General features: G+C 53.5%; 28 protein-coding genes. 13 read left to right on the forward strand and 15 right to left on the reverse strand.

Features of this window, described 5'->3' with window-relative positions:
• Positions 1 to 135: 135 nt before the first annotated feature.
• Positions 136 to 1335, reverse strand: a complete 1200-nt coding sequence (punC, locus tag SOM82_RS09030) for a purine nucleoside transporter PunC (RefSeq protein WP_320459337.1) — start codon at positions 1333 to 1335, stop codon at positions 136 to 138.
• Between the two features lie 114 nt (positions 1336 to 1449).
• Between punC and punR the strand changes: the two genes are divergently transcribed.
• A complete protein-coding gene (gene punR / locus SOM82_RS09035) occupies positions 1450 to 2361 on the forward strand; it encodes a DNA-binding transcriptional activator PunR (RefSeq protein ID WP_154125243.1) in 912 nt (303 codons plus the stop codon).
• Positions 2362 to 2376: 15 nt separating this feature from the next.
• Here punR and purR read toward each other — a convergent pair whose 3' ends face one another.
• Positions 2377 to 3402: an HTH-type transcriptional repressor PurR gene (purR, locus tag SOM82_RS09040; protein WP_095281798.1), complete on the reverse strand. Its 1026-nt coding sequence runs from the start codon at positions 3400 to 3402 to the stop codon at positions 2377 to 2379.
• Positions 3403 to 3698: 296 nt separating this feature from the next.
• Between purR and cydH the strand changes: the two genes are divergently transcribed.
• Positions 3699 to 3788: a cytochrome bd-I oxidase subunit CydH gene (gene cydH / locus SOM82_RS09045; RefSeq protein WP_100780411.1), complete on the forward strand. Its 90-nt coding sequence runs from the start codon at positions 3699 to 3701 to the stop codon at positions 3786 to 3788.
• A 162-nt stretch (positions 3789 to 3950) separates the two neighbouring features.
• A complete protein-coding gene (locus tag SOM82_RS09050) occupies positions 3951 to 5120 on the forward strand; it encodes an MFS transporter (RefSeq protein WP_320459338.1) in 1170 nt (389 codons plus the stop codon).
• A 35-nt stretch (positions 5121 to 5155) separates the two neighbouring features.
• Here SOM82_RS09050 and sodB read toward each other — a convergent pair whose 3' ends face one another.
• Both sodB and SOM82_RS09060 read right to left on the reverse strand, forming a co-directional pair.
• The gene (sodB, locus tag SOM82_RS09055; protein ID WP_320459339.1) at positions 5156 to 5737 is read right to left on the reverse strand and encodes a superoxide dismutase [Fe]; all 582 of its coding nucleotides are present in this window, start codon (positions 5735 to 5737) and stop codon (positions 5156 to 5158) included.
• A gap of 121 nt (positions 5738 to 5858) precedes the next feature.
• Entirely contained in the window at positions 5859 to 6620 is a 762-nt protein-coding gene (locus SOM82_RS09060; RefSeq protein ID WP_320459340.1) for a C40 family peptidase, read from the reverse strand.
• A gap of 338 nt (positions 6621 to 6958) precedes the next feature.
• Here SOM82_RS09060 and grxD point away from each other — a divergent pair, with 338 nt between their 5' ends.
• Entirely contained in the window at positions 6959 to 7306 is a 348-nt protein-coding gene (gene grxD, locus SOM82_RS09065; protein WP_154125247.1) for a monothiol glutaredoxin 4, read from the forward strand.
• 45 nt (positions 7307 to 7351) lie between these two features.
• On the opposite strand, the gene rnt is transcribed toward grxD, so the two are convergent.
• The 5 genes from rnt to eptA form a co-directional block, all read right to left on the reverse strand.
• On the reverse strand, positions 7352 to 8002 hold the full coding sequence (rnt, locus tag SOM82_RS09070; RefSeq protein WP_154125248.1) for a ribonuclease T: 651 nt from the start codon (positions 8000 to 8002) through the stop codon (positions 7352 to 7354).
• Between the two features lie 96 nt (positions 8003 to 8098).
• The gene (gene gloA, locus SOM82_RS09075; RefSeq protein ID WP_320459341.1) at positions 8099 to 8506 is read right to left on the reverse strand and encodes a lactoylglutathione lyase; all 408 of its coding nucleotides are present in this window, start codon (positions 8504 to 8506) and stop codon (positions 8099 to 8101) included.
• 99 nt (positions 8507 to 8605) lie between these two features.
• On the reverse strand, positions 8606 to 9703 hold the full coding sequence (locus SOM82_RS09080) for an alkene reductase (RefSeq protein ID WP_320459342.1): 1098 nt from the start codon (positions 9701 to 9703) through the stop codon (positions 8606 to 8608).
• A gap of 53 nt (positions 9704 to 9756) precedes the next feature.
• Positions 9757 to 10356, reverse strand: a complete 600-nt coding sequence (locus SOM82_RS09085; protein ID WP_320459343.1) for a TetR/AcrR family transcriptional regulator — start codon at positions 10354 to 10356, stop codon at positions 9757 to 9759.
• Between the two features lie 38 nt (positions 10357 to 10394).
• Entirely contained in the window at positions 10395 to 12023 is a 1629-nt protein-coding gene (eptA, locus tag SOM82_RS09090; protein WP_320459606.1) for a phosphoethanolamine transferase EptA, read from the reverse strand.
• A 146-nt stretch (positions 12024 to 12169) separates the two neighbouring features.
• On the opposite strand from eptA, the gene SOM82_RS09095 reads away from it, so the two are divergent.
• The 3 genes from SOM82_RS09095 (at position 12170) to sodC (ending at position 13954) form a co-directional block, all read left to right on the forward strand.
• Positions 12170 to 12409 carry a DUF1289 domain-containing protein gene (locus tag SOM82_RS09095; RefSeq protein WP_320459344.1) on the forward strand — a complete coding sequence of 80 codons (240 nt, stop codon included), beginning with the start codon at positions 12170 to 12172 and terminating at the stop codon, positions 12407 to 12409.
• A gap of 48 nt (positions 12410 to 12457) precedes the next feature.
• Positions 12458 to 13354 (forward strand): aldo/keto reductase, encoded by an 897-nt coding sequence (locus SOM82_RS09100; RefSeq protein ID WP_501083560.1) that lies wholly within the window; start codon positions 12458 to 12460, stop codon positions 13352 to 13354.
• 81 nt (positions 13355 to 13435) lie between these two features.
• Positions 13436 to 13954, forward strand: coding sequence for a superoxide dismutase [Cu-Zn] SodC (sodC, locus tag SOM82_RS09105; RefSeq protein ID WP_320459346.1), 519 nt, complete (start codon positions 13436 to 13438; stop codon positions 13952 to 13954).
• Here the strand turns inward: sodC and SOM82_RS09110 are convergent.
• From SOM82_RS09110 to SOM82_RS09120, 3 genes are read right to left on the reverse strand one after another with little or no spacing between them, the layout of a single operon-like run.
• Entirely contained in the window at positions 13933 to 15966 is a 2034-nt protein-coding gene (locus tag SOM82_RS09110; RefSeq protein ID WP_320459347.1) for an FUSC family protein, read from the reverse strand. The genes sodC and SOM82_RS09110 overlap by 22 nt on opposite strands.
• Positions 15966 to 16790, reverse strand: coding sequence for an efflux RND transporter periplasmic adaptor subunit (locus SOM82_RS09115; RefSeq protein ID WP_320459607.1), 825 nt, complete (start codon positions 16788 to 16790; stop codon positions 15966 to 15968). The genes SOM82_RS09110 and SOM82_RS09115 overlap by 1 nt, the downstream gene beginning before the upstream one ends.
• A 35-nt stretch (positions 16791 to 16825) precedes the next feature.
• Positions 16826 to 17062, reverse strand: coding sequence for a DUF1656 domain-containing protein (locus SOM82_RS09120; protein WP_320459348.1), 237 nt, complete (start codon positions 17060 to 17062; stop codon positions 16826 to 16828).
• Positions 17063 to 17248: 186 nt separating this feature from the next.
• Between SOM82_RS09120 and slyA the strand changes: the two genes are divergently transcribed.
• Positions 17249 to 17689 (forward strand): transcriptional regulator SlyA, encoded by a 441-nt coding sequence (gene slyA / locus SOM82_RS09125; RefSeq protein ID WP_154125257.1) that lies wholly within the window; start codon positions 17249 to 17251, stop codon positions 17687 to 17689.
• Between the two features lie 319 nt (positions 17690 to 18008).
• Here slyA and slyB read toward each other — a convergent pair whose 3' ends face one another.
• Positions 18009 to 18476, reverse strand: coding sequence for an outer membrane lipoprotein SlyB (gene slyB, locus SOM82_RS09130; RefSeq protein WP_154125259.1), 468 nt, complete (start codon positions 18474 to 18476; stop codon positions 18009 to 18011).
• Positions 18477 to 18730: 254 nt separating this feature from the next.
• Between slyB and anmK the strand changes: the two genes are divergently transcribed.
• The 5 genes from anmK to pdxY all read left to right on the forward strand — a co-directional run bounded on the left by anmK (position 18731) and on the right by pdxY (position 23314).
• Positions 18731 to 19855 carry an anhydro-N-acetylmuramic acid kinase gene (gene anmK, locus SOM82_RS09135; RefSeq protein WP_320459349.1) on the forward strand — a complete coding sequence of 375 codons (1125 nt, stop codon included), beginning with the start codon at positions 18731 to 18733 and terminating at the stop codon, positions 19853 to 19855.
• 96 nt (positions 19856 to 19951) lie between these two features.
• Positions 19952 to 20275, forward strand: coding sequence for a C-type lysozyme inhibitor (gene mliC, locus SOM82_RS09140; protein WP_154125261.1), 324 nt, complete (start codon positions 19952 to 19954; stop codon positions 20273 to 20275).
• 57 nt (positions 20276 to 20332) lie between these two features.
• Positions 20333 to 20989: a pyridoxamine 5'-phosphate oxidase gene (gene pdxH / locus SOM82_RS09145; protein ID WP_154125262.1), complete on the forward strand. Its 657-nt coding sequence runs from the start codon at positions 20333 to 20335 to the stop codon at positions 20987 to 20989.
• A gap of 125 nt (positions 20990 to 21114) precedes the next feature.
• Positions 21115 to 22389, forward strand: a complete 1275-nt coding sequence (gene tyrS, locus SOM82_RS09150) for a tyrosine--tRNA ligase (protein WP_154125263.1) — start codon at positions 21115 to 21117, stop codon at positions 22387 to 22389.
• Between the two features lie 64 nt (positions 22390 to 22453).
• A complete protein-coding gene (gene pdxY, locus SOM82_RS09155; protein WP_320459350.1) occupies positions 22454 to 23314 on the forward strand; it encodes a pyridoxal kinase PdxY in 861 nt (286 codons plus the stop codon).
• A gap of 52 nt (positions 23315 to 23366) precedes the next feature.
• On the opposite strand, the gene gstA is transcribed toward pdxY, so the two are convergent.
• Together gstA and dtpA are read right to left on the reverse strand one after the other, a co-directional pair.
• Entirely contained in the window at positions 23367 to 23972 is a 606-nt protein-coding gene (gstA, locus tag SOM82_RS09160) for a glutathione transferase GstA (RefSeq protein WP_154125265.1), read from the reverse strand.
• A 109-nt stretch (positions 23973 to 24081) separates the two neighbouring features.
• The gene (dtpA, locus tag SOM82_RS09165; RefSeq protein WP_320459351.1) at positions 24082 to 25590 is read right to left on the reverse strand and encodes a dipeptide/tripeptide permease DtpA; all 1509 of its coding nucleotides are present in this window, start codon (positions 25588 to 25590) and stop codon (positions 24082 to 24084) included.
• Positions 25591 to 26077 lie beyond the last annotated feature (487 nt).

Genomic DNA, 26077 nt, shown 5'->3' on the forward strand with positions numbered 1-26077 from the left:
ACTCCGGCTCCCGTTAACACATAATAATTATCGTAATTATCTAAGCCAGTTTCAGTATAGGCGGCATAATTAGGTGATTCAACAGAAAATTGTTAGCAACCTAATCACATGAATTTAATATAATTCAATGCGCGACTATGCCCGGCTCGATTCAGCCTTTGAGCTGTCGTCCGTCAGCGCTTTCGCTGACGCCTGCATGCGATACCCCAGCAGGGCAAGCGCCACGGTAACCAGCATCACGCTGGTGGTGGTCATCAGCGGTGTGGCAATCAGCGCAGAGACAATCAGGCTCGCCAGGAAGCACAGACCCAATTGCAGAGTGTTTTGCAGTGCTGCGGCGCGGCCGGTTGCCTGTGGGAACGGGCGCAGAGCCTGGGCCACCACGATAGGGTAGATAGCACCGTTAGCCACGGCCATCACACAGAACGGGATCAGGATTTCGACCAACGACGCGCCGGGTATAAACCCGACAGCCCATGTGCCGATCACGCTGGCGGCATACAGAACCAGAAGCCAGGGGAGCATCTGGTGACCCTGCCATTTTTGCAGCGCCGCGCGGCAACCATACCCGCCCACCAGGAAAGCAATCGTCTGTGGGACGTAGCTCAGACCAATCACTGCCGGGCTGTAACCCATCTCATGCAGAATGAATGGCGACCCGGTGAGCCAGGCAAAAAAACTGGCAGAACAGGCGGCGTAAATCAGCACATTGCCGCGATAAGCGCGCGAACGCAGAAGCGACAGGAAGGTTACCCGGCTTTCATTATTCTCAGCGGTTTTGGCCGGCGCAGGTTTCAGCGTCAAGGCCGGCAACATTAAGGCCAGCGTAATGATGAACAACGTAGCAAAGATGGCCTGCCAGTCAAAATGCACCAGGATCCAGCTGCCGAGCAGCGGTGCCAGCGCCGGAGAAAGACCCACCAGCGGCATAATGGTGGCAAAAATACGGTTTACCCGTGAGGCCGGATAATAATCCGTGACCAGCGCCTGCCAGGTGACGGCGGCGGCACACACGCCAAAGGCCTGAACAAAACGCAGGACCAGCAGCCAGGTGGCATCGCGCACCCACAGCATCCCGAGGCAACCGGCCGCGAAAATAGCCAGGCCGATCAGTAACACAGGCTTGCGGCCATAGCGGTCAGAAAGTGGTCCCCAGAGCAGCTGGGCGAAGGCAAAGCCGGCCAGAAACACGCTCAGGCTGGCGCTGATGGCTGCAGCAGGCGTCTGGAGATCGGCCTGCATCGCGGCGAACGCGGGCAGATACATATCGGTGGCCAAAAAGCCCAGCACGCTTAAGCCGCCGAGCCAGACCAAAAATCCTTTGTTGGGTTGCATTGTTATATTTTCCTAAGAAGGCAGGTACACACTGGCGCAAAGTGTAGGGAGTGCAATCTGCCTTGTGAAACGCTAATATTTGGCGGTTGCATTCAAAAATTTTGCAGGCAAAAAATGTGGTCTGAATATTCCCTGGAAGTGGTAGATGCGGTCGCTCGCAATGGCAGCTTTAGCGGTGCGGCGCAAGAGCTGCATCGCGTTCCTTCTGCTATCAGCTATACGGTGCGTCAGCTGGAAGAGTGGCTGGCGGTTCCGCTGTTTGAGCGTCGTCACCGCGACGTGGTTCTAACGCCAGCAGGCGCGTGGTTTTTGAAAGAAGGGCGCTCTGTTATCAAAAAAATGATGATCACGCGAGAACAGTGCCAGCAGATTGCCAATGGCTGGCGCGGGCATCTGTCTATTGCGGTTGATAATATCGTTAAACCCGAACGCACCCGGCAGATGATCGTCGACTTCTATCGCCATTTCTCGGACGTAGAACTTCGCGTCTCGCAGGAGGTATTTAATGGCGTGTGGGATGCGCTGTCGGATGGCAGGGTAGAGATGGCGATCGGGGCGACGCAGGCGATCCCGGTGGGTGGGCGCTATGCGTTTCGGGATATGGGCTCATTGAGCTGGACCTGCGTTGTCGCCCGCCATCATCCGCTGGCGGCAATGGACGGCCCGCTGAGCGATGATACGTTGCGCAACTGGCCTTCACTGGTGCTGGAGGATACCTCCCGCTCGCTGCCTAAACGCATTACCTGGCTACTGGATAACCAGCGACGCGTGGTTGCGCCAGACTGGGAGTCCTCGGCAACTTGTCTCTCCGCCGGGCTGTGCGTGGGGATGGTGCCGGTTCACTTCGCTCGCCCTCGCATCGATCGCGGCGAGTGGGTGGCGTTGACGCTGGAAAATCCCTTCCCGGATGCGGCATGCTGTCTGACCTGGCAACAAAACGATATGTCGCCTGCGCTGGCGTGGCTGCTGGATTATCTGGGGGACAGTGAAACGCTGAACAAAGAGTGGCTGAAGGAGCCGGAGTAACCGGCTCCCCTCAGATTAACGGCGATAGTCGCGGAACGGACCATCTGCAACTGAACGGCGTTCGATCAGACGCGGGTGTACTTCAATCGACTGTGATTCTTCACGTTTGCTGACGATGCGGTCCATCAGCATATTAAAGGCTGTTTCACCCAGCGAGTCTTTCGGCTGGTGAATGGTTGTCAGCGCCGGGGTGAAGTAGCGGGCGTTGCGCACGTTATCGTACCCGATCACGGAAATGTCCTGCGGCACGCGCAAACCGAGCTCATCGGCTGCGCAAAGAGCCCCCATCGCCATAATATCACCACCGATAAAGACCGCGGTTGGACGGTGCGACTGGGAGACGATCTGCTGCATCGCGCGATAGCCGGATTCCGGCTCGAAGTCGCCCTGTACAATCCAGTTTTCTGGCACGGTGATCAGCGCTTCTTCCATCGCTTTCATAAAACCAGCAAGACGCCCAGCGCCGGTATTGCGCTCAAGCGGACCCGGGATCACGCCGATTTCACGATGACCGCGCTCAATCAGATAGCGGCCCGCCATGTAGCCGCCTTCAAAGGCGTTGTCGTTGACGGAATCAGTAAAATCAGCGCGGGTATCACCCCAGTCCATCACCACCATCGGAATGTGGCGGTACTCCTCCAGCATGGAAAGTACTGACTCCGGGTATTCAGAACACATCACCAGCAGGCCGTCGACGCGTTTCTGCGCCATCATCGACAGATACGCGCGTTGTTTTTCCTGGCTGTTCCAGGCATTGCCCAGAATCAGGGTATAGCCTTTCTGGAAACAGTTTTTCTCGACCGCTTCGATGATCTCGGCAAAATAGGCCGCTTCGCTACTGGTGGCCAGCAGGCCGATAGATTTGGTGTGGTTGACTTTCAGGCTACGCGCAACGGCACTGGGGGAGTAGTGCAGTTCCTTGATCGCCGCCCACACCGCGTTGCGCGTTTCTTCCGCAACGAAACGGGTTTTGTTAATTACATGTGATACGGTTGTAGTGGAAACGTTTGCGCGTTTCGCCACATCTTTGATTGTTGCCATTACATGTCACTCCAGACCATATCTTAAACTCCTGAAATACTTAAAGGTAAACGTTTGCCTTCTCTCACCCTTATCTCGCAATGTAAATTGCGATACGCCGGGAAAACGACTCAGAACGTCAGGAGGGGGTCAGTGGCCGGTACGCTTATAAATTTAGCGTGGAATTTTGTCTCATCTTGATGAAAAGGGGAAGAGCAAAAACGGTTATCAGCCTAAATCCAGGAAGATTTTTGGGGTAAACTGTGTAAAAATGAGCAAGCTCACTATTCGTGGGGAGATTAAAAGGAGAAAAATTGATGAGTACCGATCTTAAGTTTTCGCTGACGACAACTATTATTGTTCTGGCTCTGATTGTCGCTGCGGGTCTGACCGCTGCACTGCACTGATTTAAACGGGGGAGAGACTCTCCCTCGTTCTCCTCTCTGATTGTTACCCTTATTGCAAAAATCTTTTGCTGATTTGTTAACTTCTCATTTTTTGTGATTGATGTCATGCTTTTGACTTCTTAGTTCTGTGTCGCGTAATGACACGGCATCCGGAGTTGAACAATGAAAATCAATTTTCCTCTGCTGGCCCTGGCGATTGGCGCTTTTGGGATTGGCACCACCGAGTTTTCCCCAATGGGGCTGTTGCCGGTTATTGCCAGAGGGGTAGACGTCTCTATTCCGGCGGCGGGTATGCTGATCAGCGCCTACGCCATTGGCGTGATGATTGGTGCGCCTCTGATGACGCTGCTGCTGTCTCATCGCGCACGCCGCAATGCCCTTATTTTCCTGATGGCGATTTTTACGCTGGGCAACGTGCTCTCGGCGATGGCTCCTGATTACACCACGCTGCTGCTGTCACGCATTCTGACCAGCCTGAACCACGGCGCGTTCTTTGGCCTCGGCTCGGTGGTGGCTGCAAGCGTGGTGCCAAAACACAAACAGGCCAGCGCGGTTGCCACCATGTTTATGGGGCTGACCATTGCCAATATTGGCGGTGTTCCGGCGGCGACCTGGCTGGGCGAGGTCATTGGCTGGCGGATGTCGTTCCTCGCTACGGCGCTGTTAGGTGTCGTTGCGATGGTGGCATTGTTCTTCTCGCTGCCAAAAGGAGAAGCGGGCGAGCGGCCTGATGTCCGTAAAGAGTTGTCGGTGCTGGTTCGTCCGCAGGTGCTGTCGGCTCTGCTCACGACGGTATTAGGCGCAGGCGCAATGTTCACGCTCTATACCTATATTTCCCCGGTTCTGCATGATATTACGCACGCCACTCCGATCTTTGTGACGGCCATGCTGGTGCTGATTGGCGTAGGTTTCTCCATTGGCAACTATCTGGGCGGCAAGCTGGCGGATCGTTCGGTCAGCGGTACGCTGAAAGGCTTTTTAACGCTGCTGATCGTTATCATGGTGGCGATTCCCTGGTTGGCGCGCAACGAGTTTGGGGCGGCTATTGCTATGGTGGTGTGGGGCGCGGCAACTTTTGCGGTTGTTCCGCCGCTGCAGATGCGTGTGATGCGCGTTGCCCACGAAGCACCGGGGCTTTCGTCATCCGTCAATATCGGGGCGTTTAATCTGGGTAATGCGCTGGGGGCGGCAGCGGGCGGTGCGGTGATCTCCGGCGGCCTGGGATACAGCTTTGTTCCGGTGATGGGGGCGATCATTGCGGCGCTGGGTCTGCTACTGGTGCTGGTGTCGGGCCGTAAACAGCCGGAACCGGTAAGCGCGACAGAGTCATGAAAAAACGCAGAAGGGGAGCCCCTTCTGCGTGTCTCTTATGATGCGAAGTTCTTCGCAACAAATTGCCAGTTAACCAGCGCCCAGAAATGCTCAAGGTAGTTCGGGCGCGCGTTACGGTAATCAATGTAGTAGGCATGTTCCCACACATCGACGGTCATCAGCGGCGTGGCGCTGGTGGTCAGTGGTGTGCCCGCGTTTGAGGTAGAGACGATAGCCAGTTTGCCGTCGGCCTCTTTCACCAGCCAGGTCCAGCCAGAACCAAAGTTCTTGATCGCGGCGTCAGTAAACTTCGCTTTAAAATCTGCAAAGCTACCGAAAGCGGCAGTGATTGCTGATGCCAGCTCACCCTTTGGTTCTCCGCCTGCATTTGGTGCCAGGCAGTGCCAGTAAAACGTGTGGTTCCATACCTGAGCGGCATTGTTGAAAACGCCACCCTCAGAGCTACGCACGATCTCTTCGAGGGATTGGCCTTCGAAAGCGGTGCCTTTCACCAGATTGTTCAGGTTGGTGACGTAGGTCTGGTGATGTTTGCCGTAATGGTATTCCAGGGTTTCCGCAGAAATGTGCGGCGCCAGGGCGTCTTTTGCATACGGTAGTGCAGGTAATTCGAACGACATTGCTTCTCTCCTTATTATATTTTACGCATTAATAACCATATTAAATGCAGGGATAGAGTAGCAGATCGAAAGGGTAGACAAAAGAGGCGCTTACCCTGCCAGTTATCTGACAGGGCAGGGATTAACGGATGGTTTTCGGCGTCATAACGCGGCGAGCGCCGACGTAGTGGCGAACCCAATAGTCTTCGCTGAGGGAGGTGATCTGGATATCCTGGCCGCTACGTGGGGACTGAATAAACTTCCCGTTACCCACATAAACGCCCACGTGATCGGCGGTTCCACGACCTTGCGTACGGAAGAAGACCAGATCGCCGCTTTCCAGCGCTCCGCGTTCAACAGAAGCTGCATCGCGCAGGTGGTACATTTCATTTGCGGTACGAGGAATGCGGAATTTCACCAGGTCTTTATAGGCGTAATAGACCAGACCGCTGCAATCGAAACCGGTGCGTGGCGAAGTGCCGCCCCAGTGATAGGGTTTGCCAATCTGGCCCATCAATTTATTCATCGCGGTTTTCTGCGCTTTCTGAACGCGAACTTTATGCACCTCAGACAGCTTCGCGGTTTTGCTCACATTCACGCAGCTCTTTTTATATCCTTTACGCGCAGTGCATTTTTGAGTCACCAGAGTGGAGGCAGTGCGGCTGACTTTGCGGGATGATTTCGGAGTGGTTTTGCTGGCGGTGAGTTGTTTCTTGTGAGTCGTTGTTTTTTTCTTTTCGTTTTTACTGGTGGTTTTTTTCTTACGTTCTGTGGTTTTTGCCAGATGCGATTTTTGCACAGCAGAGTGCCGCGCCTGCTCGGAGGCGTTAGCCGCTGGCATAAAAGCAAGTGTTGTAAACAGTAAAGCACAGAGCGTGATCGAAATTTTTGTTATCCGCGCCACTGAGCAGTCCCCTGAAATTGTGCAGGCCATCAATAATACCCGCGTATGATTTACAAAGCCTGTCGATTCTAATCTAAAAAAACATAAAAAGTTAATAGACTTTTTGAATCTAAAATTGTGTTTCGTTAACGAGTGCAAATATTTTCATCATCCTGAAATGCTTTTGTTCACACTCTGAGCAAGACCACAGACGAGAGTGGTTAAACGACATTCCAGATGCAACTTCAGCAGACAACCGTTAAGATATATATACGTGACGAAAATGTTATTTTCCGATATCAGTCAGACCCGCTACAATGACAGGCGATTGCCGTAACAGAAGTTAAAGGAAGCAAAACATGAGCACGACTATTGAAAAAATTCAGCACCAGATTGCTGAAAACCCGATTCTGCTGTACATGAAAGGTTCGCCGAAGCTGCCAAGCTGTGGTTTCTCTGCGCAGGCTGTTCAGGCCCTTTCTGCCTGTGGTGAGCGTTTTGCTTACGTTGATATTCTGCAAAACGCAGACATCCGTGCGGAACTGCCGAAATACGCTAACTGGCCGACTTTCCCGCAGCTGTGGGTGGATGGCGAACTGGTTGGCGGTTGCGACATTCTGATCGAAATGTACCAGCGTGGCGAACTGCAGCAGCTGATTAAAGAGACGGCTGCTAAGTATAAAACTGAAGAGCCAGACGCAGAGTAATTCGCTGCGACCGGCCATAAAAAAGCGACCAACCGGTCGCTTTTTTTATTCCTCGCTGTCGCCCGTGGGCAGCGGCCAGCCGCCCAGTCGTTTCCAGCGGTTTACGATCTCGCAGAATAATTCAGCAGTGCGTTCGGTGTCGTACAGCGCCGAGTGCGCCTGCGTGCCGTCGAAATCAATCCCCGCAGTGATGCAGGCTTTAGACAACACGGTTTGACCCAGCGCCAGTCCGCTCAGCGCTGCGGTATCGAAAGTCACAAACGGGTGGAACGGGTTGCGTTTGAGCGATCCACGCTCTGCTGCGGCCATCATAAAGCTGTGATCGAAGGTGGCATTGTGGGCCACCATAATGGCGCGATTGCAGTTGCTGTCTTTCATCCCTTTGCGCACCATTTTGAAAATGGCGTGCAAGGCATCATATTCACTGACCGCACCGCGCAGCGGGTTGGTCGGGTCGATGCCATTAAAGGCCAACGCTTCGGGCTGAAGGTTTGCGCCTTCAAAGGGTTCAACATGGAAATGCAGCGTGGTGTCCGGTGTAAGCCAGCCCTGTTCATCCATTTTCAGCGTGATGGCTGCAATCTCAAGCAGCGCATCGGTTTTAGCGTTAAATCCGGCTGTTTCAACGTCAATGACAACAGGATAAAAACCACGAAAACGGTCGCACAGACCGGTAAGTTGAGCATTATCGGACATCAGGGTCTCTTACAAGGGGAAAAAAGCAGTGCGTATTATGGCAAATTTTGTGAGGGGATGCAGTAAAACAACGGGCGCATAATGCGCCCGGAGGGATCAGTTACCCAGACCGCGACCGGCGTCTTTGGCTTCAATCAGTTCGATTTTGTAGCCGTCTGGATCTTCAACAAAGGCAATGACCGTGCTACCACCTTTAACCGGACCCGCTTCGCGCGTCACGTTACCGCCATTGCGACGAATACGCTCGCATGCTTCGGCTGCGTTATCCACTTCCAGCGCGATATGACCGTACGCGGTGCCCAGCTCATAGCTATCGACATCCCAGTTGTAGGTCAATTCAATGACCGCTTCATCACTTTCCGGACCATAGCCCACGAATGCCAGTGAATATTTGTACTCAGGGTTTTCACTGGTGCGCAGCAGTTGCATGCCCAGGACGTTAGTGTAGAACGCGATAGAACGTTGCAGGTCGCCAACGCGCAGCATGGTGTGAAGTAGGCGCATAATTTCCTCTTAACCAACTCAATGGCTTATCTTTTTGAACAGAAACGATGTTTTAGTATAGCGGCGAATTGTCGCCGCTATCAATGGACAATAGAGGGATTACAGAGAAGGGTAGTCGGTGTAGCCTTCAGCGCCGCCGCCGTAGAAGCTCTCTGGACGCTGCGGGTTCAGCTCTGCTTTACGTTCAAGACGAGCCACCAGATCCGGGTTTGCAATGTAGTCACGACCAAATGCAACTGCGTCGATCAGACCTTTGTTAATCAGATCTTCCGCTTTTTCTGGCGTATACGCGCCAGCACCAATGATGACGCCATGGAAACGCGCACGAACTTTTTCACGGAAGGCATCGGAATACGGCTCGCCGCCCGCCCAGTCCGGCTCGGACATGTGCAGATACGCGATACCGCGTTTCGCCAGCTCTTCAATCAGATACAGCGCATCGGCTTCTTCGTTTGGCCCGTTGTCTACGTTCTGGAATGTTCCCACCGGAGAGACACGGATACCGATACGATCCGGGCTCCACTCCTGGCAAACGGCGTCAACCACTTCCAGCACCAGACGCGCGCGATTCTCAACGCTGCCGCCGTACTGATCGGTACGATGGTTGGAAGACGGGGAGAGGAACTGGTGCAACAGATAACCGTGTGCGGAGTGCAGTTCAACCAGATCGAAGCCAGCTTCACGGGCATTGGCTACCGCCTGGCGGAAATCATTGACGATCCCGGGGATTTCACTGAGTTCCAGCGCGCGTGGCATGGAAGTATCCACGCGGACAGGATGGCCGTTCTCATCACGAAGAGAGGTACGGGTTCCGGCACTCAGCGCAGAAGCAGAAACCGGTGCCTGACCACCAGGCTGAATGCTGTTGTGGGAGATACGGCCGGTGTGCCACAGTTGCACCGCAATGCGGCCATCTTCAGCGTGAACGCCTGCGGTGATCTTTTTCCATGCGGCGATCTGCTCCGGGCTGTGCAAGCCGGGTGCGCCGGCATAGCCTTTGGCCTGGGCAGAAATCTGGGTGGCTTCAGAAATGATCAGACCGGAGCTTGCACGCTGGCGGTAATATTCACCCATCAGAGGTGTAGGGATATCACCCGGCTCAATGCTGCGCAGGCGGGTGAGGGGGGCCATCAACACGCGATTTGGCGCAGTGACCGCACCCACTTTCAAAGGGGTAAATAATTTTTCTGCTGACATAGTGGCTCCTGAGTAGACCGGTCGTCTAGTGTTTAGATAAATAAAAACGCCTGTTAAACGCCAGGCGTTGTGATGCTGTTTTCCACATGGGCCAGAGCGCTTTCAAGCGGGACGGCACTGCGGGAGATCTTGGCCTGCAGGTTGGCGCCTAACCACAGCGCGTAAAGTACCTGAGCCTGGGTCAATGGATGCCCGGCAAAGTTCAGCGATTTTTCCTCGCGACCCTTTTCCAGCGCCTGGGCCAGTAACGCAATCACACCACTGGCACCTTTATCCATTGCCGTGCGCATATCTTCAGAGAGATCGCACACTTCGGCAGACAATTTTACCGTCAGGCAACCGCTGATAATGCCCTGCTGGCAAAACTGCGTCAGCGTTTGCTGATAGTAGTTAAGAACACGGTCCCGATAGCTTCCTTCGCCACTGGCGAAGTGAATGGCAAGCCGCTCGTGATAACTGGCATAGTGCCTTTCCAGCATCGCAACGCCAAACGCTTCTTTGGAGCGAAAGTAGTGATAAAACGAACCTTTGGGAACCTCAGCGGTTTTAAGCAACTCGCTGAGGCCCATGCCGGTGAAACCGCGATGCATACAAAGACGCTCGCCGGTTGCCAGTAAATGTTCGCGGGTATCGTGTTCAGTATTTCTGTTCATCCGCGCACTGTACTAGACCATTCGGTCTAGTGCAAGCGTCAGGTTGTGCGACAGGAGGTCAAAATGTCCATCTGCGGCTGATAAACCGATGATTTGACGTTCATCATGCCCAGCACCGTGGAGAATAAATTGTCCTGCGAAACCGCCGTGTCGGATGCTTGCTTACGCAAACAAGGCTCATTGATGCGGTAGTTTTTAACGTAATCGGGCGATAACCAGAACATAAACGGAATATGGGTCTGCTGTTCAGGCGCCAGCAGATACGGGGTCCCATGAAGATACAGCCCGTTTTCCCCCAGGGACTCCCCGTGATCGGAAAGGTAAATCAGCGCGGTGTTCATCGTCGCCTGACGGGTTTTCAGGGCATCAATAGTCCGACTGACCACGCTGTCCGTATAGAGGATGGTGTTGTCATACGTGTTCATCAAGGCCTGATGGTCGCAGTCCTGGATCTGATTGGTATCGCAGGTTGGTGTAAATTTCCGGAAGGCCTGCGGGTAGCGTTGGTAGTAGGCCGGACCGTGGCTCCCCATCAGATGAATCACCAGCACGGAATCCTGCTTCAGGCCGTCCAGTACGTTATCCAGGCGGTTAAGATTCACATCGTCTATACAGGATTTATCCTTGCAGAACTGATCCAGTTTCCACTGCGTCATATCGGTATGAGGTATGCGATTGCACGCCCCTTTACAGCCGCCGTCGTTTTCGCGCCACAGCAGATTAACACCCGCATGCGCCAGCACATCGAGCAGACCCTCCTGGTGACGGGCTAAATCGGCATCGTATTTTTTGCGCGGCATACCGGAGAACATGCACGGTACGGAAACAGCCGTTTCGGTGCCGCAGGAAGAAGCCTGCGGGAAGTTAATCATGTCTTCTTTTTTCAGTTGCGGATTGGTGTCGCGCCCGTATCCATTCAGGGAATAATTCTGCGCCCGGGATGCTTCGCCAATCACCAGAACCAGCACGGTCTTTTTCTGCTGAGCGAGGATCACCGGGCCTTTATGCGCATCCTCACCAAGACGTACCAGCGTTTGATCGCCGGCAAACCAGCGATTCTTGCTGTATTTCACTACGGCACTGATGTAGTTGGCGGGCGTGACCATTTTGACGATGGTTTTATTGTTGCGAAACAGCGAGGCATAATCTTTATAGAACAGGGACGCCACCAGAATAATCACCACCAGCGCACCAAGAATGGCCGCTACGCGCATCAGCAGGGTGTACCACCATTTTCCTGAACGCACATGAATAAACAGCAGAACAATAGACGGGATCAGGCCAGCAATCCCGATCCACAGCAGCATCTGCGGCGTGACCAGCGCGGTGGCTTCCTGAGAGTTAGTCTCAAAGACATTCTCCATCATGTTCTGGTCGATGACAGCGCCGTAGGTAAACATAAAGTAGGTTGCCGCGGCACATCCCAGCGTTAACAGGATCAGCAGGGGTTTACGAATTAAAGGAATATTGAGCAGGCTGAAAACAATCACCCAGCCACAAAACAGCACCAGCGGAATGGAGGCGGCGAACAGCAAGTCGTGCAGATGTTCTGGGGAGATAATCTCCCAGCTACGACGGATAAAAAGCGCGTTGAGGGCGGTGAAGAACAACGCGCATCCAAGAGTAAATTTAATATCGTTACATTGTAACTTTTTCACAGGCCACATCATAAAAAACCATTCGTTTTGTAATGAGGCGAGTATAGGGAGGGAAGATTAGTGAAACCTTAATGCGATATTTCTGCTTGAAAGCCCTTGCAGACGGCACGTTTAGCGTCTTCACTGTAGGTGATAATCGGTTTCAGGAGGTGCGTGTGGCAGAGCAACTGGAGTTTTTCCCCATCCAGAGCCCGTGCCGGGGAATTTGTCAGTCAGATGAACGCGGGTTTTGCCGGGGCTGTATGCGCAGTCGCGATGAGCGTTTTAACTGGCAAAAAATGAGTGATGTGCAAAAGCAGGACGTTATACGCCTGTGCCGGCAGCGTTTATTGCGCAAATTACGCGCAAACAAACCCTCTGAAAACGAAGAACCCCAGCAACCTTCACTTTTTTAGCGGCGTAACTGCGTATACTCATGACATTACTTCCTTGAGGAAATTGTTATGGTTCAGCGTATTGCCCTTGCACCACAGGGCCCTGAGTTTTCGCGTTTTGTGATGGGTTACTGGCGTCTGATGGACTGGAATATGTTCCCCCGCCAGTTGGTCAGTTTCATTGAAGAACACCTTGATCTCGGTATCACCACCGTTGACCATGCCGATATCTACGGCGGTTACCTGTGCGAAGCCGCCTTTGGCGAGGCGATGAAACTCGCGCCAGCGCTGCGCGATCGCCTGGAGATTGTCACCAAATGCGGTATCGCCACCACCGCGCGCGAAGAAAATGTCCTGGGTCACTACATTACCGACAGCGATCATATTATTAAAAGCGCCGAGCAGTCGCTGGTCAATCTGGCCACTGATCGCCTGGATTTGCTGCTGATCCATCGTCCCGATCCCCTGATGAATGCAGACGACGTTGCAGAAGCGTTTCTGAATCTGCATCAGAGCGGTAAGGTGCGCCACTTTGGGGTATCAAACTTTACCCCGGCCCAGTTTGCGCTTCTGCAGTCTCGCCTGCCGTTCACGCTGGCAACCAATCAGGTTGAAATCTCTCCGGTGCATCAGCCGCTGTTGCTGGACGGGACGCTCGACCAACTGCAGCAGCTGCGTATCCGTCCGATGGCCTGGTCTTGCCTGGGCGGCGGACGTCTGTTCAACGATGAGGCTTTCCAGCCGCTGCGCAACGAGCTTGAGACTGTCGCTCGCGAACTGAATGCAGAGAGCATTGAACAGGTGGTTTACGCCTGGATCCTGCGTTTACCGTCGCAACCGCTGCCGATTATCGGCTCCGGTAAAATTGAGCGCGTGCGTTCGGCGATTGCCGCCGAAGAGTTACAAATGACGCGCCAGCAATGGTTCCGTATTCGTAAAGCTGCGCTGGGTTACGACGTGCCATAATCGCGTATTCAGACGACTTTCCGGTTAAATCATGGCCCCTGGTATAAGCTTAAGGGGCAAATGATAACCCGTGGAGGTCATATGAAGCGTTTTGCTCTGGCAATGATCGCGCTGGCGGTTTGCGCAGGTGCGCAGGCAGCCAGCGATGAAGTTGAAATGAACCTTGTCACCCCTCAGGGGATCGGCCAGTCGATTGGGACAGTAAAAATTACTGAAACTGACAAGGGCCTGGAGTTTTCCCCCAGCCTCAAAGCTCTCCCGCCTGGTGAACATGGCTTCCATGTTCATGCTAAAGGCAGTTGCCAACCCGCGATGAAAGAAGGCAAAGCCTCCGCTGCAGAGGCGGCTGGAGGCCATTTTGATCCTCATCAGACCGGGAAACATGAAGGGCCCGACGGGATGGGGCATACAGGCGATCTCCCGGTTCTGGTCGTGAACAATGACGGCAAAGCCACGGAGTCGGTTATCGCTCCGGGGCTGAAAAAACTGGATGAGATTAAGGGTAAAGCGCTGATGGTCCATGTGGGTGGCGATAACATGTCCGATCAGCCTAAACCGCTGGGTGGCGGCGGGGCACGTTACGCCTGCGGGGTGATTTGATCGCTGATCGTGCCGGGCGGTGGCGCTTGTTCAAGCTGAGAAAGTGAGCAGTGCAAGCGCCAGATCAGAGAGGCCAAATCGCGCGCTGCCGGAAGATGGTGGTGCGCGAGGGTATCGCAAATCCGCTGTAACTCCACAAGAGTTAACGCAAGCGAGCGTTGTTGAACCCCGCGGTCGCTCATCACATCCCGCAGCAGGGAAATACAGACATCACGCACCTGAGAAAGCGGGTCGGAGCGAGTTTCCCAGCCGCGCAGTTGCCACACCACATGCGAGCAGTTAAGTAGCACTACGCCCCAGCGCAACAACCATCGGCGCGACAACTCATCCTGACTGTTATTCAACTGGCTGACGTGATGGTAAACCAGCGACTCGTATTCACTTTCCCGAAGCTGAGGCCTGCGGCTAAGCTGATCGACAAATCCGCGACGTAACTCGCGAATGTGGCGACGGCTTTTGCGGGCATCTGAGCCGGGTCTGAGTACCGCAAACGCCAGCCATGCCAGCCCCACACCTAAAATTTTCGCCAGATTATCATTCAGAAAATCGGCGTAATCATAAACCGGCGGATTGGTGACCGAGATAAACGAACCCATAAAAACAATCAGTTGCCCCCAGAGCCCGGCGAGCTTTGGCATTTGCAATTTGAGAAGTTGCATCGTGGTGAGCAAAGGGAACAGGAACAGCAGGAATTGCCACAGATCGGTTATCTGCACCATCAGACCAAATTTCACCGCAAAACTGAACAGCGACAACAGCACCAGCGTGCGCAGCAGCAGCGTGAGCGAGTTAAACGGCGAGGCGACAACGGAATAGAGCACGCAGCTGATTGCCGCCAGCGTCAACGCGGCGCTGCCCGATTCCCACTGGGTGGTAATACTCCAGGCACCCACCAGCGTCAGGGCGCAAAAGGTACGAAAACCGCTCCATGCCGCTTCCATATTGTCGGTGTGCCTTGCCAGCGCGGGGCTGCCCGGAACGGCGAACTCAGTGATCGGCGTAGCGTTTTCGATCGCCTGAATCCAGCGGCTGCTGCGCAGATATAAGCGACAGAAATACTGCAATCGTTGCCAGAAGGCGCGGTGGCGATAATCGTTGTCGTCGGTGGGGGCGAGCGGGGCAATGATCCGTGCTATCTGATAGAAATCAGCCTGCGGGTGAGCCAGCGCGGCCAGCATCTTTTCAATAATTTCACGGGTATTTGCCGGCGGATCAGGCCAGTTGAGCAGCATTCTGCGCAGGCTGGAGATCGCGCTGGTCATTCTGAGCTGCTGATGAAGCAGATAATTCAGCAGCGTATTTTGCCGACGAAAGCGGTAATGGCTCCAGAAAGCCTGGATGCGCAGCAGGTTCATGGTCAGGATCTGGCCAATCACCTTTTCATGGGCAAGACGCATCGCATCGTTGGTGTCAGGTTGCCAGAGTAAACTGGCATGTTCCAGCAGACGCGTATGCATGGTTTTTAATGCCGAAATCAGCGTTGTCCCGTCGGAAGTGCTTGGCAGGATCATCATCATGACCCCGCCGCAGAGAATACCGATGATCACTTCACACACGCGGGCCTGAGCGATATCCCACAGTTCCGTGGTATCGAGAACATTCACCACCGGAAACGCAATGATCGCGGCGGTGTATCCCGCCAGCTGGAAGGCGTAGGCCACGTTGTTGGTAAAATGGGCGCAGGCCCAGGTACAAAAGCCCAGCCATGCCGCCATGCTGAATAAAAAGAGCCACGGATCGTTGAGCGTATGCCCGGCAATGATCAGCGCCGCCGTTGCTCCCAGCAGACTGCCGGCGACGCGCCCGAGACTTTTACTGATCACCCCGCCAACGGTGGGAAAACTCACCACCGCCGCAGAGGTCATCGCCCAGTAGGGTTCATCCAGATTCAGATAATAGGCGACGGTGAGGGCCAGGCACATGGCGATACCGTTGCGCAAAGCGTAACGCCACTGAGGCGCAGTGGCTTTGAACCACGGCATCTTTCGCCATGAATAAGAAGAGAGGTCCATCAATGTGTTCCGATGGACACGGTACAGGTTGTCCCGGAGACCAGGGTGATCCCTTCAGGCACGTTGTCGAACTCCACGCGAACCGGAACGCGCTGAGCCAGACGCACCCACGGCACATTGGGTTTGATATCGGGAACCAGCCCTGAATCGGTCTCCACACTTTGATCGTAGATCGCCCGACCAATACTGGCTACGTGACCCTGTAACGTTTTCGAGCCACTGTACAATGTGATTTGCGCCGGTGCGCCCTGCTGGATATGGCGAAGTTTGGTCTCTTCAAAATAACCGACGACATAGAATGAGTGGCTATCCACCAGCGCAAAAACCGGTTGCCCCTGCGTGGCGTAGTCGCCCACCCGGGTTGAAAGATTGGTCACCCACCCGTCAACCGGTGCTTTGACGACGGTTTGCGTCAGCTGCCACTGAGCCTGTTTAAGCGTGGCTTCAGCCACGTCGACGCTGGCCTGCATCGCTTTAACGTTGATATTGGCGGTGTCCAGATCCTCTGCGGAGATGTAGTTTTGCGACAGATGGCGGCGGCGATTGGCTTCGTTGTTAGCTTTAGCCAGATCGGACTGCGCTTTTGCCAGCTGAGCCTGCGCGTTTAGCATCGCGATATGAAACGGCGTCTCATCAATGCGGAATAAAACCTCTCCCTCTTTAACAAACTGATTATCCTTAATTAACAGGGTAGTGATACTGCCTGAGACCTGCGGGGTAATGCTGACCTGCTCGGCGCGGACCTTGCCATCCCGGGTCCACGGCGATTGCATATAAAAATTCCACAGCCACCATCCGGCAATCAGCGCCAGGGCCAACACCATCAGAGTGGAAAAGTATTTAAGCGTTTTCAACGTATTCACCACGCAATCAGCAAAGTAAGGCCAAGACAAACAGAGAGGGCAAACAGCGAAAGATCCATCAGCATGGGATGCCAGATTTCGCCGGAATACATCCAGTCACGAAGCAGTCGATGCGCGATAAGCCAGATCAAAAAACCCAGCATCACCGCTTTGAACAACGGAGGAAAATAGACAGACGCACCGACGATCAGGTCCTGAAGGGGTAACCCCGCGGAGCTAAATGAGAACTTCACGAGCAGAGATCCTTTGCAGTGGAGAATGAGCCTCAGCGGCCTGGGTTAGCACGAACGCGTGCTTTGAGTAAGTGTAAAACAAATGTCTAAAACGGATGAATGAAGTATTGCATTTGTTTTGGCAATATAAATGCTGCACACTATTCTAAAATCAGTATAATAACTTAGCAAGCTAATTATAAGGAGATGAAATTGGAATCGCCATTAGGTTCTGATCTGGCCAGGTTGGTACGCATCTGGCGTGCTCTGATTGACCATCGCCTGAAACCTCTGGAATTGACACAGACGCATTGGGTTACGCTGCATAACATTCATCAGCTACCGCCCGAGCAGTCGCAAATTCAACTGGCCAAAGCGATCGGCATTGAGCAGCCGTCTCTGGTGCGCACACTCGATCAACTGGAGGACAAGGGGCTGATATCCCGGCAAACCTGCGCCAGCGATCGCCGTGCCAAACGTATTAAACTCACTGAAAAAGCGGCGCCTATCATCACTGAGATGGAAACCGTGATCAGTAAAACGCGAGGTGAGATCCTTTCGGGTATTTCACCAGCGGAGCTGGAACAGCTCATTGATTTGATCGCTCGCCTTGAGCAAAACATCCATGAGTTGCAATCCCGCGACTAACCACGAAAAAGCCTTGCATCGCAAGGCTTTATTTTCCGATCCCCTTCGCTCTACAGATAGACCACCACCCGGTTTCGTCCCGTCTCTTTCGCCTGATACATCGCTTTAATTGATGCGCATATAGCAAACCAAATCACTGATGACAACCGTAAAAGATTTTGCGAAGGCGAGGTGTAGACCGAATAACATTTTGAAAAGACGGGGGATAGTAAACGTCTGACTGGCAATACAAACTGAAGAGATCGCACAAAAAAAATTAATGAATTGCTGCGTCCTGGCATCAAAAAAACGTGGCTCGTGCGAGCCACGTCATGAAACATTAACGCGGTGAAACAGTGACCTGGCTACCGTTGCTTGCCAGCACAACGCGTTGACCACTGGCAAACTGAGTTTTGCCTTGTTTCTGAACGACCATGATGGTGTTGCCGTCGTCTTTACGGATCTCCAGTTCAACACCCTGGGTTTTGTTCATTGAACCCTGAACGCCCTGGCCTGCGACGCCACCGGCAACCGCACCTGCCGCTGTTGCCAGAGAACGACCGGTACCACCGCCTACGGTATTCCCGAGGAATCCGCCCAGCACAGCACCGCCGATTGCGCCAATCACGTTGTTGTCATCGCCACCCTGAATCTGAACCGGGCGTACGTTAACAACAGTACCGTAAGTCACGTTTTGAACTTGTTTAGCTTCGGAAGCGGTGTAAACGTCGCCAGAAAGGGAGTCGTTATTCACGCAGCCTGCCAAAGTGAAACCAATCAGCGAAACGCCCAGTACACGTAAAATCATTTGAATCTCCTGTTCACACTTAACGCTCGGTCTGAGCATCCGTATGCCTAAATTATATGGCATCGGGAGCCATAGATCATATGTTTGCACTAACAATAGGAAAATTGTACTTGAATTTGACTTAACGAGACATAAACAAAGGGAGACACTTTGTTTCAGGTCTGACATTGGTAAAAATTATTACCCCGTCATAGCAATGCCCCCGCGTTTATGGTGGAGTGTGGCCCTAAGCCCTCGCAACCTAAGGAAAGCGCATGAAATCGGGTCGCTATATCGGTGTGATGTCTGGCACCAGTCTTGACGGAGTGGATGTTGTTCTTGCCGCCATTGATGAAAACATGGTGGCGCAGCAGGCAAGCCTGAGCTGGCCGATTCCGGTTGAACTCAAGGAAGCGATTTTGAGCATCTGCCAGGGACAACAGCTGACGCTGTCGCAGCTTGGTCAACTGGATGTCAGGCTGGGTTCGCTGTTTGCCGATGCGGTGCTGGCGCTTATGCATCAGGAGAATCTGCATCCGCAGGATATTGTCGCCATTGGCTGTCACGGACAAACCGTCTGGCACGAACCCGTAGGTGATGCGCCGCATACCATGCAAATCGGCGACAATAATCAGATAGTGGCAAAAACGGGCGTCACCGTCGTTGGCGATTTCCGCCGTCGCGATATGGCGCTCGGTGGGCAGGGCGCACCGCTGGTTCCGGCTTTTCATGAGGCTCTGCTCGCGCACCCGGTAGAGCGCCGGATGGTGTTGAACATCGGAGGGATCGCGAATCTGTCGTTGTTGATCCCGGGCAAACCTGTGCGGGGTTACGATACCGGGCCAGGTAATATGCTAATGGATGCCTGGATCTGGCGTCAACGCGGCAAAGCTTACGATAAAGATGCGCAATGGGCTTGCGAAGGGAAAGTCATTCTTCCGTTACTGCAAGCGCTGTTAAGCGACCCCTATTTTGCCGCACCGGCCCCCAAAAGCACCGGCAGGGAATATTTCAACTATGGCTGGCTTGAACGGCATCTGGCACATTTCCCGGGACTGGCTCCTCAGGATGTGCAGGCGACGCTGGTGGAATTAACGGCGATCTCTGTCTCTGAACAGGTGCTGTTGAGTGGCGGCTGTGAGCGACTGCTGGTGTGCGGTGGCGGAAGCCGAAACCCGCTGGTGATGGCGCGTCTCGCCGGACTGCTGCCGGGAACTGAGGTGACAACCACGGATGCGGCGGGGATCAGCGGCGATGATATGGAAGCGCTGGCTTTCGCCTGGCTTGCCTGGCGTACGGTTGCGGGATTACCGGGTAATCTGCCGTCGGTCACCGGCGCGCGTGAAGCCAGCGTATTAGGGGCCATTTTTCCCGCCAACCCACGTCATAATCAGAGTTAACTGAATTCTCAGCAACGCCCGTAGCCGTTAGAATCCAAAGCAATACAGGAGGGTAATTTTACCCTCCATGACCAGGATCGTCTTCGGAACAGGCTTATGAAAAAATGTCTTCTTGCTTTTGCCCCTCTCTTACTGGCGGGTTGTAGCTATTACAACCAGTTTGTTGAACGTATGCACACGGATACGCTGGAATATCGCTGCGACGAAAAACCGTTAACCGTCAACATTAACAACCCGCGTCAGGAAGCCAGCTTTGTCTATGACAATCAGTTACAAACCCTTAAGCAAGGGTTGTCTGCGTCGGGTGCGCGTTATACGGATGGTATTTATGTCTTTTGGTCAAAAGGCGATAGCGCGACCGTCTACAAGCGCGACCGCGTGGTGCTGAATAACTGCGAGCTGCAAAATCCGAAGCGTTGAGATTTTCCCAGGGGCGGCGCACAATAGCGCCACCCACTCTTAATCTCAGCTAACGCCATGTCAGATAACGATGAATTGCAGCAAATTGCGCATCTGCGCCGTGAGTACACCAAAGGCGGCCTTCGTCGCCAGGATCTTCCTGCTGAACCTCTGGCGCTGTTTGAGCGCTGGTTAAAGCAAGCCTGCGAAGCCAAACTTGCCGACCCCACGGCAATGGTCGTGGCGACCGTCGATGAAAACGGCCAACCCTATCAGCGTATTGTGTTGCTGAAACACTACGACGAAAAAGGGCTGGTGTTTTATACCAATCTCGGCAGCCGTAAAGCGCATCACCTCGAGAATAACCCTCGTATCAGCCTGCTGTTTCCCTGGCATATGCTGGAGCGTCAGGTGATGGTGACCGGGAAAGCAGAACGTCTTTCAACGCTGGAAGTCGTCAAATATTTCCACAGCCGTCCGCGCGACAGTCAAATTGGTGCCTGGGTGTCCAAACAGTCAAGCCGTATCTCTGCGCGCGGCGTTCTGGAGAGTAAATTCCTCGAGCTGAAGCAAAAATTCCAGCAGGGCGAGGTGCCACTGCCCAGTTTCTGGGGCGGCTACCGCATTAACATCGAGTCGATGGAGTTCTGGCAGGGCGGTGAACATCGCCTGCATGACCGGTTTTTATACCAGCGCGAACAGGACGCATGGAAAATCGACAGGCTGGCTCCTTAATCCCCGAAATTTGTTGTGTTAAGCGCTAGCGCTGGATGGGCTAGCGCTTTATTCTATGTACCTTTCGCGTTAGGCGGATAGTCGTGTACCGACAGAGGTGCAGTCGTTTATACATGGAGAATTTGATGGCAAGCAGTAACTTGATTAAACAATTGCAAGAGCGGGGCCTGGTGGCCCAGGTGACGGACGAAGAAGCGTTAGCAGAGCGACTGGCGCAAGGCCCGATCGCGCTCTATTGCGGCTTCGATCCCACCGCTGACAGCTTGCATTTGGGGCATCTTGTTCCTTTGTTATGCCTGAAACGCTTCCAGCAGATGGGGCATAAGCCCGTTGCGCTGGTGGGTGGTGCTACCGGTCTGATTGGTGACCCGAGCTTTAAAGCCGCCGAGCGTAAGCTGAATACGGAAGATACCGTGCAGGAGTGGGTGGACAAAATTCGCAACCAGGTTGCGCCGTTCCTCGACTTCGACTGTGGCGAAAATTCTGCCATTGCTGCGAATAACTACGACTGGTTTGGTGGCATGAACGTGCTGACCTTCCTGCGTGATATCGGCAAGCACTTCTCCGTAAATCAGATGATCAACAAAGAAGCGGTGAAGCAGCGTCTGAACCGTGACGATCAGGGCATCTCCTTTACCGAATTCTCCTACAACCTGCTGCAGGGCTATGACTTTGCCTGCCTGAACAAGCTGCACGGTGTTGCGCTGCAGATTGGCGGTTCCGACCAGTGGGGCAACATTACCTCTGGTATCGACCTGACCCGTCGTCTGCATCAGAATCAGGTGTTCGGTCTAACCGTTCCACTGATCACCAAAGCTGACGGGACGAAGTTTGGTAAAACCGAAGGCGGTGCAGTCTGGTTGGATCCGAAGAAAACCAGTCCGTACAAATTCTACCAGTTCTGGATCAATACCGCGGATGCTGACGTTTATCGCTTCCTGAAATTCTTCACCTTTATGGATATTGCAGAGATCAACGCTCTGGAAGAAGAAGATAAGAACAGCGGTAAAGCGCCACGTGCCCAGTATGTGCTGGCCGATCAGGTTACCAGCCTGGTGCATGGTGAAGAGGGGCTGGCGGCGGCAAAACGTATCACCGCGAGTCTGTTCAACGGAACCCTGAGCGATCTGAGCGAAGCAGATTTCGAACAGCTGGCACAGGATGGCGTCCCGATGGTTGAGATGGAAAAGGGTGCCGATCTGATGCAAGCGCTGGTGGATTCTGAGCTGCAGCCGTCACGCGGTCAGGCGCGTAAGACCATCGCCTCCAACGCGATCACCATTAACGGTGAAAAGCAGGCCGATCCGGAATATACCTTCGTAGACAGCGATCGCCTGTTTGGCCGATACACGCTGCTGCGTCGCGGTAAAAAGAACTACTGTCTGGTTTGCTGGAAGTAATCATCAGCATATAAGGGGCGTGGGAAACCACGCCCTTTTACTTTTTCAGGGTTGTGGTAAGAACATGAATAACATCCTCGCCATTCAGTCCCACGTTGTTTTTGGACATGCTGGCAATAGCGCTGCGGAGTTCCCGATGCGCCGTCTCGGGGCCAACGTCTGGCCACTTAATACCGTCCAGTTCTCTAACCATACGCAATACGGTAAATGGACCGGCTGTGTGATGCCGCCAGCCCATTTAACGGAGATTGTACAGGGGATTGCGGAGATAGATCAGTTGAAGCGCTGTGATGCCGTGTTGAGCGGTTATTTGGGTTCGGCTGAACAGGGTGAACACATACTCGGCATCGTTCGACAGGTTAAAGCAGCCAATCCGTCGGCGAAATATTTTTGCGATCCCGTGATGGGACACCCCGAAAAAGGATGCATTGTGGCGCCGGGCGTGGCGGAGTTTCACGTGCGCCATGCGATGCCTGCCAGCGATATCATCGCCCCTAATTTGATCGAACTGGAAATTCTCTGCCAGCATCCGGTAAACAGCGTTGCGGAGGCGGTAAGCGCTTCACGCGAGCTGATCGCACAAGGGCCAGAGATTGTATTGGTTAAACATCTGGCGCGCGCAGGATTGAGTCAGGACCGTTTTGAGATGCTACTGGTCACTCAGGACGAGGCGTGGCATATCAGCCGTCCGCTGGTGGACTTTGGTATGCGTCAGCCGGTGGGCGTTGGGGATGTGACCAGCGGGCTGCTGCTGGTGAAACTCCTGCAGGGGGCCACTCTGCGCGACGCGCTGGAGCATGTCACTGCGGCGGTATATGAGATAATGATCGCGACTAAAAAGCTGTACGAGTACGAATTGCAGGTGGTCGCCGCGCAGGATCGTATTGCACAACCCGAGCACTACTTTAGCGCCACGCAGTTGTAGAGTCGTTAAAGCCGGGCAGGGGATAGCCACTACCCGGCACACTTCGTTTAAATCAATTCAACCCTTCAGCTTTCAGCGCTGCCGCAACGGCCGGGCGTGCAGCCACGCGATCCATATAAGCATCAATGTGGTTTAACCCTTCCAGGTTCAGCTTCACGGCGCGCGCCCAGCGTAAGACCGTAAACAGATAGGCATCAGCAATGGTAAAGCGTTGGCCGCTAATCCATTGGCCGTCTTTCAGCGACTCATTAATGTACTGCAGTTTTTTCTCCAGTAGAGCGCGAACGGTGGGTTTGTACTCTTCAGGAGTATCCGGGCGAAACAGCGGCGTAAACCCTTTGTGCAACTCGGTGCCGATGTAGTTCAGCCATTCCAGCGTCTTATAACGAGCTATTCCCCCGGTGGGTGCCAGCAGCTGGCGATCGGGCACGGTATCCGCCAGGAACTGCATAATCGCCACCCCTTCGGTGAGCAATGTGCCATCGTCTAATAGCAGAGCCGGAACCTGTCCTTTTGGATTGATTGCGAGAAAGTCTTCGCCATTCTCCAGACGCTTTTTCATCAGGTCTACGCTGTCCAGCGTAAAGTCTTTGCCGCTCTCACGCAGGATAATGTGGGAGGCAAGAGAGCAGGCGCCTGGTTTATAGAACAGTTTCATCGGTAACTCCTTTTTGCTGAGGTTGTGATTATGTTAGTGCCAGCGAGGATAAAAAAAAAGCCGCTAACGCACAGTTAGCGGCTTCTCTTCAGTCGTTTCCCGATGACATTCAGGCGGTAGCGGTGTCCGCTTCCTTAGCCGTTTTGTCGTCGTCCTGAGTCATACGGTTCAGTTTTGGTGCAGTCAGCAGCATCAGCACGGCGATAACCGCAGTGGCAATACCGATTTGCATAAAGACGCGACCGTAAACTTCCAGTGAAACCAGAGGATCAGTCACGTTTTCCGGGACCGCCATCAGGTTAGCAATCTTACCTGCAATCAGCGCTGCGCCAGCGGTTGTCAGGAACCAGCTACCCATGATGAAGCCCATCAGACGCTGCGGCACCAGCTGTGCCACCATCGCCAGGCCCAGACCGGAGATCATCAGTTCACCGATAGACTGCAGCGCGTAGCTCAGGATCAGCCAGTTTACAGAAACGATACCGGCATCAGTGGCAAATTTGGTCCCCAGCGGCAGCACGAGGAACGCACCTGAACACAGCACCATCCCGATAGCGAACTTATGCGGCATCGGCAGACGGTCGCCCATCTTGTTATAGATAGCGGCGAGAATCGGGCTACCAATCATGATCCAGAACGGGTTCAGGGCCTGATACTGTTCCGGCTCGAACGCGATACCCAGAATAGAGTGCTCAACGTTACGAATCGCGAAGAAGTTCAGCGAGGTCGGCATCTGGCTGTACAGGACGAAGAACACAATCGCTTCGACCATCAGGATGAAAGCCACGATCATCTTACGACGGGCTGCGCCCTGCATCGCGAACGCTTCTTTACCGAAGATAAACACGATCCCCAGAGCAACCACGCCCAGCGTCATACGGGCAATGCCCTGGTTGTGCAGCAGCCATGTCGCCACGGCAACAAGAACGATAACGCCTGCGATAGTGGCCAGCAGTTTACCCATGTGAACCGGCGCAAAGTCAGGTTTAGAACCGTAGTCTTTCACCCAGCTGCGGCAGAACAGGAAGTTCACAACGGTGATCAGCATCCCGACGAAGCTCAGTGCAAACGCCACGCTCCAGCCGAATTTCGCGGCAAGCCACGGCGTTGCCAGCATAGAGAAGAACGAACCGATGTTGATGGACATATAGTACATGGTAAATGCACCGTCCAGACGCGGATCGTCTTTGTTATAACAGGTAGAAAGCAGAGAGGAGGGGTTTGCCTTGAACAGACCGTTACCTACCGCAATGGTCGCCATACCCATATAGACAACCGCAGCATCGTGGCCGGACCATGCCACCAGACCGTAACCAATGGCCAGAACGATGGCACCCAGCATGATAACGCGTTTGGTACCCAGTACCTTATCACCCAGCCAGCCACCGACAGCAACCAGACCGTAGACCAGGGCACTAAAAGAAGAGAACAGCGTGATGGAATCCGCTTCCGACATACCCAGTTGTTTCACCAGGTATACAGCCATAATCCCTTGCAGGCCGTAATAACCAAAACGTTCCCACAACTCGATGGAGAAAATGAGATAAAACGCTTTTGGCTGTTTGAAGGCGTTTAAACTCACGCTTTCATCTGTTGGTTTTTTGTTTGCAGTAGACACATATACCTCTTTTTTTACATCCCATATTAACGGGGGTGTTCATAGCGTAATGACCGAAGTCCATTCGCCTTATAGTTATATTGGGAGGGGAAACGGCGGGTAATGTTCACTATCCTGACCCATCTGGCAATACGTTTGTAATACTCTGTTACATATAACCGAGGTGGTATAATACTCGGATCATATAAATGTTATTTAGCGTTAAATCTTTCAGCCTGTGAAATAGTGGTTTTTTTGACTGCATAAGGGCGGCAAATGGGCGCTTATGGCGATATGTTCTGCTAAATTGTCAACATTGCAGTCATATGGTCCATAATCTGAAAAATGACTGGTTTAATCTGTCGATATGAGAGGGTGATGGCGTGTCTGCGCAAAGGCTTATCTGGTTTTTATCAACAAAAAAACAACATCACGTTATCAGAGTGATCTCGATCACAGATATATAGAAAATTTCGCTGACGAAAAAACAATTAACCTGTTGAAGTGT

This window comes from Lelliottia sp. CFBP8978 (assembly GCF_034046055.2).
Lineage (GTDB): Bacteria > Pseudomonadota > Gammaproteobacteria > Enterobacterales > Enterobacteriaceae > Enterobacter.

Excerpts from the sequence above, each read along its gene's own strand:
- punC (WP_320459337.1), bottom strand. The coding sequence starts at position 1,335 with ATGCAACCCAACAAAGGATTTTTGGTCTGGCTCGGCGGCTTAAGCGTG.
- punR (WP_154125243.1), top strand. The coding sequence starts at position 1,450 with ATGTGGTCTGAATATTCCCTGGAAGTGGTAGATGCGGTCGCTCGCAAT.
- purR (WP_095281798.1), bottom strand. The coding sequence starts at position 3,402 with ATGGCAACAATCAAAGATGTGGCGAAACGCGCAAACGTTTCCACTACA.
- cydH (WP_100780411.1), top strand. The coding sequence starts at position 3,699 with ATGAGTACCGATCTTAAGTTTTCGCTGACGACAACTATTATTGTTCTG.
- SOM82_RS09050 (WP_320459338.1), top strand. The coding sequence starts at position 3,951 with ATGAAAATCAATTTTCCTCTGCTGGCCCTGGCGATTGGCGCTTTTGGG.
- sodB (WP_320459339.1), bottom strand. The coding sequence starts at position 5,737 with ATGTCGTTCGAATTACCTGCACTACCGTATGCAAAAGACGCCCTGGCG.
- grxD (WP_154125247.1), top strand. The coding sequence starts at position 6,959 with ATGAGCACGACTATTGAAAAAATTCAGCACCAGATTGCTGAAAACCCG.
- rnt (WP_154125248.1), bottom strand. The coding sequence starts at position 8,002 with ATGTCCGATAATGCTCAACTTACCGGTCTGTGCGACCGTTTTCGTGGT.
- gloA (WP_320459341.1), bottom strand. The coding sequence starts at position 8,506 with ATGCGCCTACTTCACACCATGCTGCGCGTTGGCGACCTGCAACGTTCT.
- SOM82_RS09080 (WP_320459342.1), bottom strand. The coding sequence starts at position 9,703 with ATGTCAGCAGAAAAATTATTTACCCCTTTGAAAGTGGGTGCGGTCACT.
- SOM82_RS09085 (WP_320459343.1), bottom strand. The coding sequence starts at position 10,356 with ATGAACAGAAATACTGAACACGATACCCGCGAACATTTACTGGCAACC.
- eptA (WP_320459606.1), bottom strand. The coding sequence starts at position 12,023 with ATGTGGCCTGTGAAAAAGTTACAATGTAACGATATTAAATTTACTCTT.
- SOM82_RS09100 (WP_501083560.1), top strand. The coding sequence starts at position 12,458 with ATGGTTCAGCGTATTGCCCTTGCACCACAGGGCCCTGAGTTTTCGCGT.
- sodC (WP_320459346.1), top strand. The coding sequence starts at position 13,436 with ATGAAGCGTTTTGCTCTGGCAATGATCGCGCTGGCGGTTTGCGCAGGT.
- SOM82_RS09110 (WP_320459347.1), bottom strand. The coding sequence starts at position 15,966 with ATGGACCTCTCTTCTTATTCATGGCGAAAGATGCCGTGGTTCAAAGCC.
- SOM82_RS09115 (WP_320459607.1), bottom strand. The coding sequence starts at position 16,790 with ATGGTGTTGGCCCTGGCGCTGATTGCCGGATGGTGGCTGTGGAATTTT.
- slyA (WP_154125257.1), top strand. The coding sequence starts at position 17,249 with ATGAAATTGGAATCGCCATTAGGTTCTGATCTGGCCAGGTTGGTACGC.
- slyB (WP_154125259.1), bottom strand. The coding sequence starts at position 18,476 with ATGATTTTACGTGTACTGGGCGTTTCGCTGATTGGTTTCACTTTGGCA.
- anmK (WP_320459349.1), top strand. The coding sequence starts at position 18,731 with ATGAAATCGGGTCGCTATATCGGTGTGATGTCTGGCACCAGTCTTGAC.
- mliC (WP_154125261.1), top strand. The coding sequence starts at position 19,952 with ATGAAAAAATGTCTTCTTGCTTTTGCCCCTCTCTTACTGGCGGGTTGT.
- pdxH (WP_154125262.1), top strand. The coding sequence starts at position 20,333 with ATGTCAGATAACGATGAATTGCAGCAAATTGCGCATCTGCGCCGTGAG.
- tyrS (WP_154125263.1), top strand. The coding sequence starts at position 21,115 with ATGGCAAGCAGTAACTTGATTAAACAATTGCAAGAGCGGGGCCTGGTG.
- pdxY (WP_320459350.1), top strand. The coding sequence starts at position 22,454 with ATGAATAACATCCTCGCCATTCAGTCCCACGTTGTTTTTGGACATGCT.
- gstA (WP_154125265.1), bottom strand. The coding sequence starts at position 23,972 with ATGAAACTGTTCTATAAACCAGGCGCCTGCTCTCTTGCCTCCCACATT.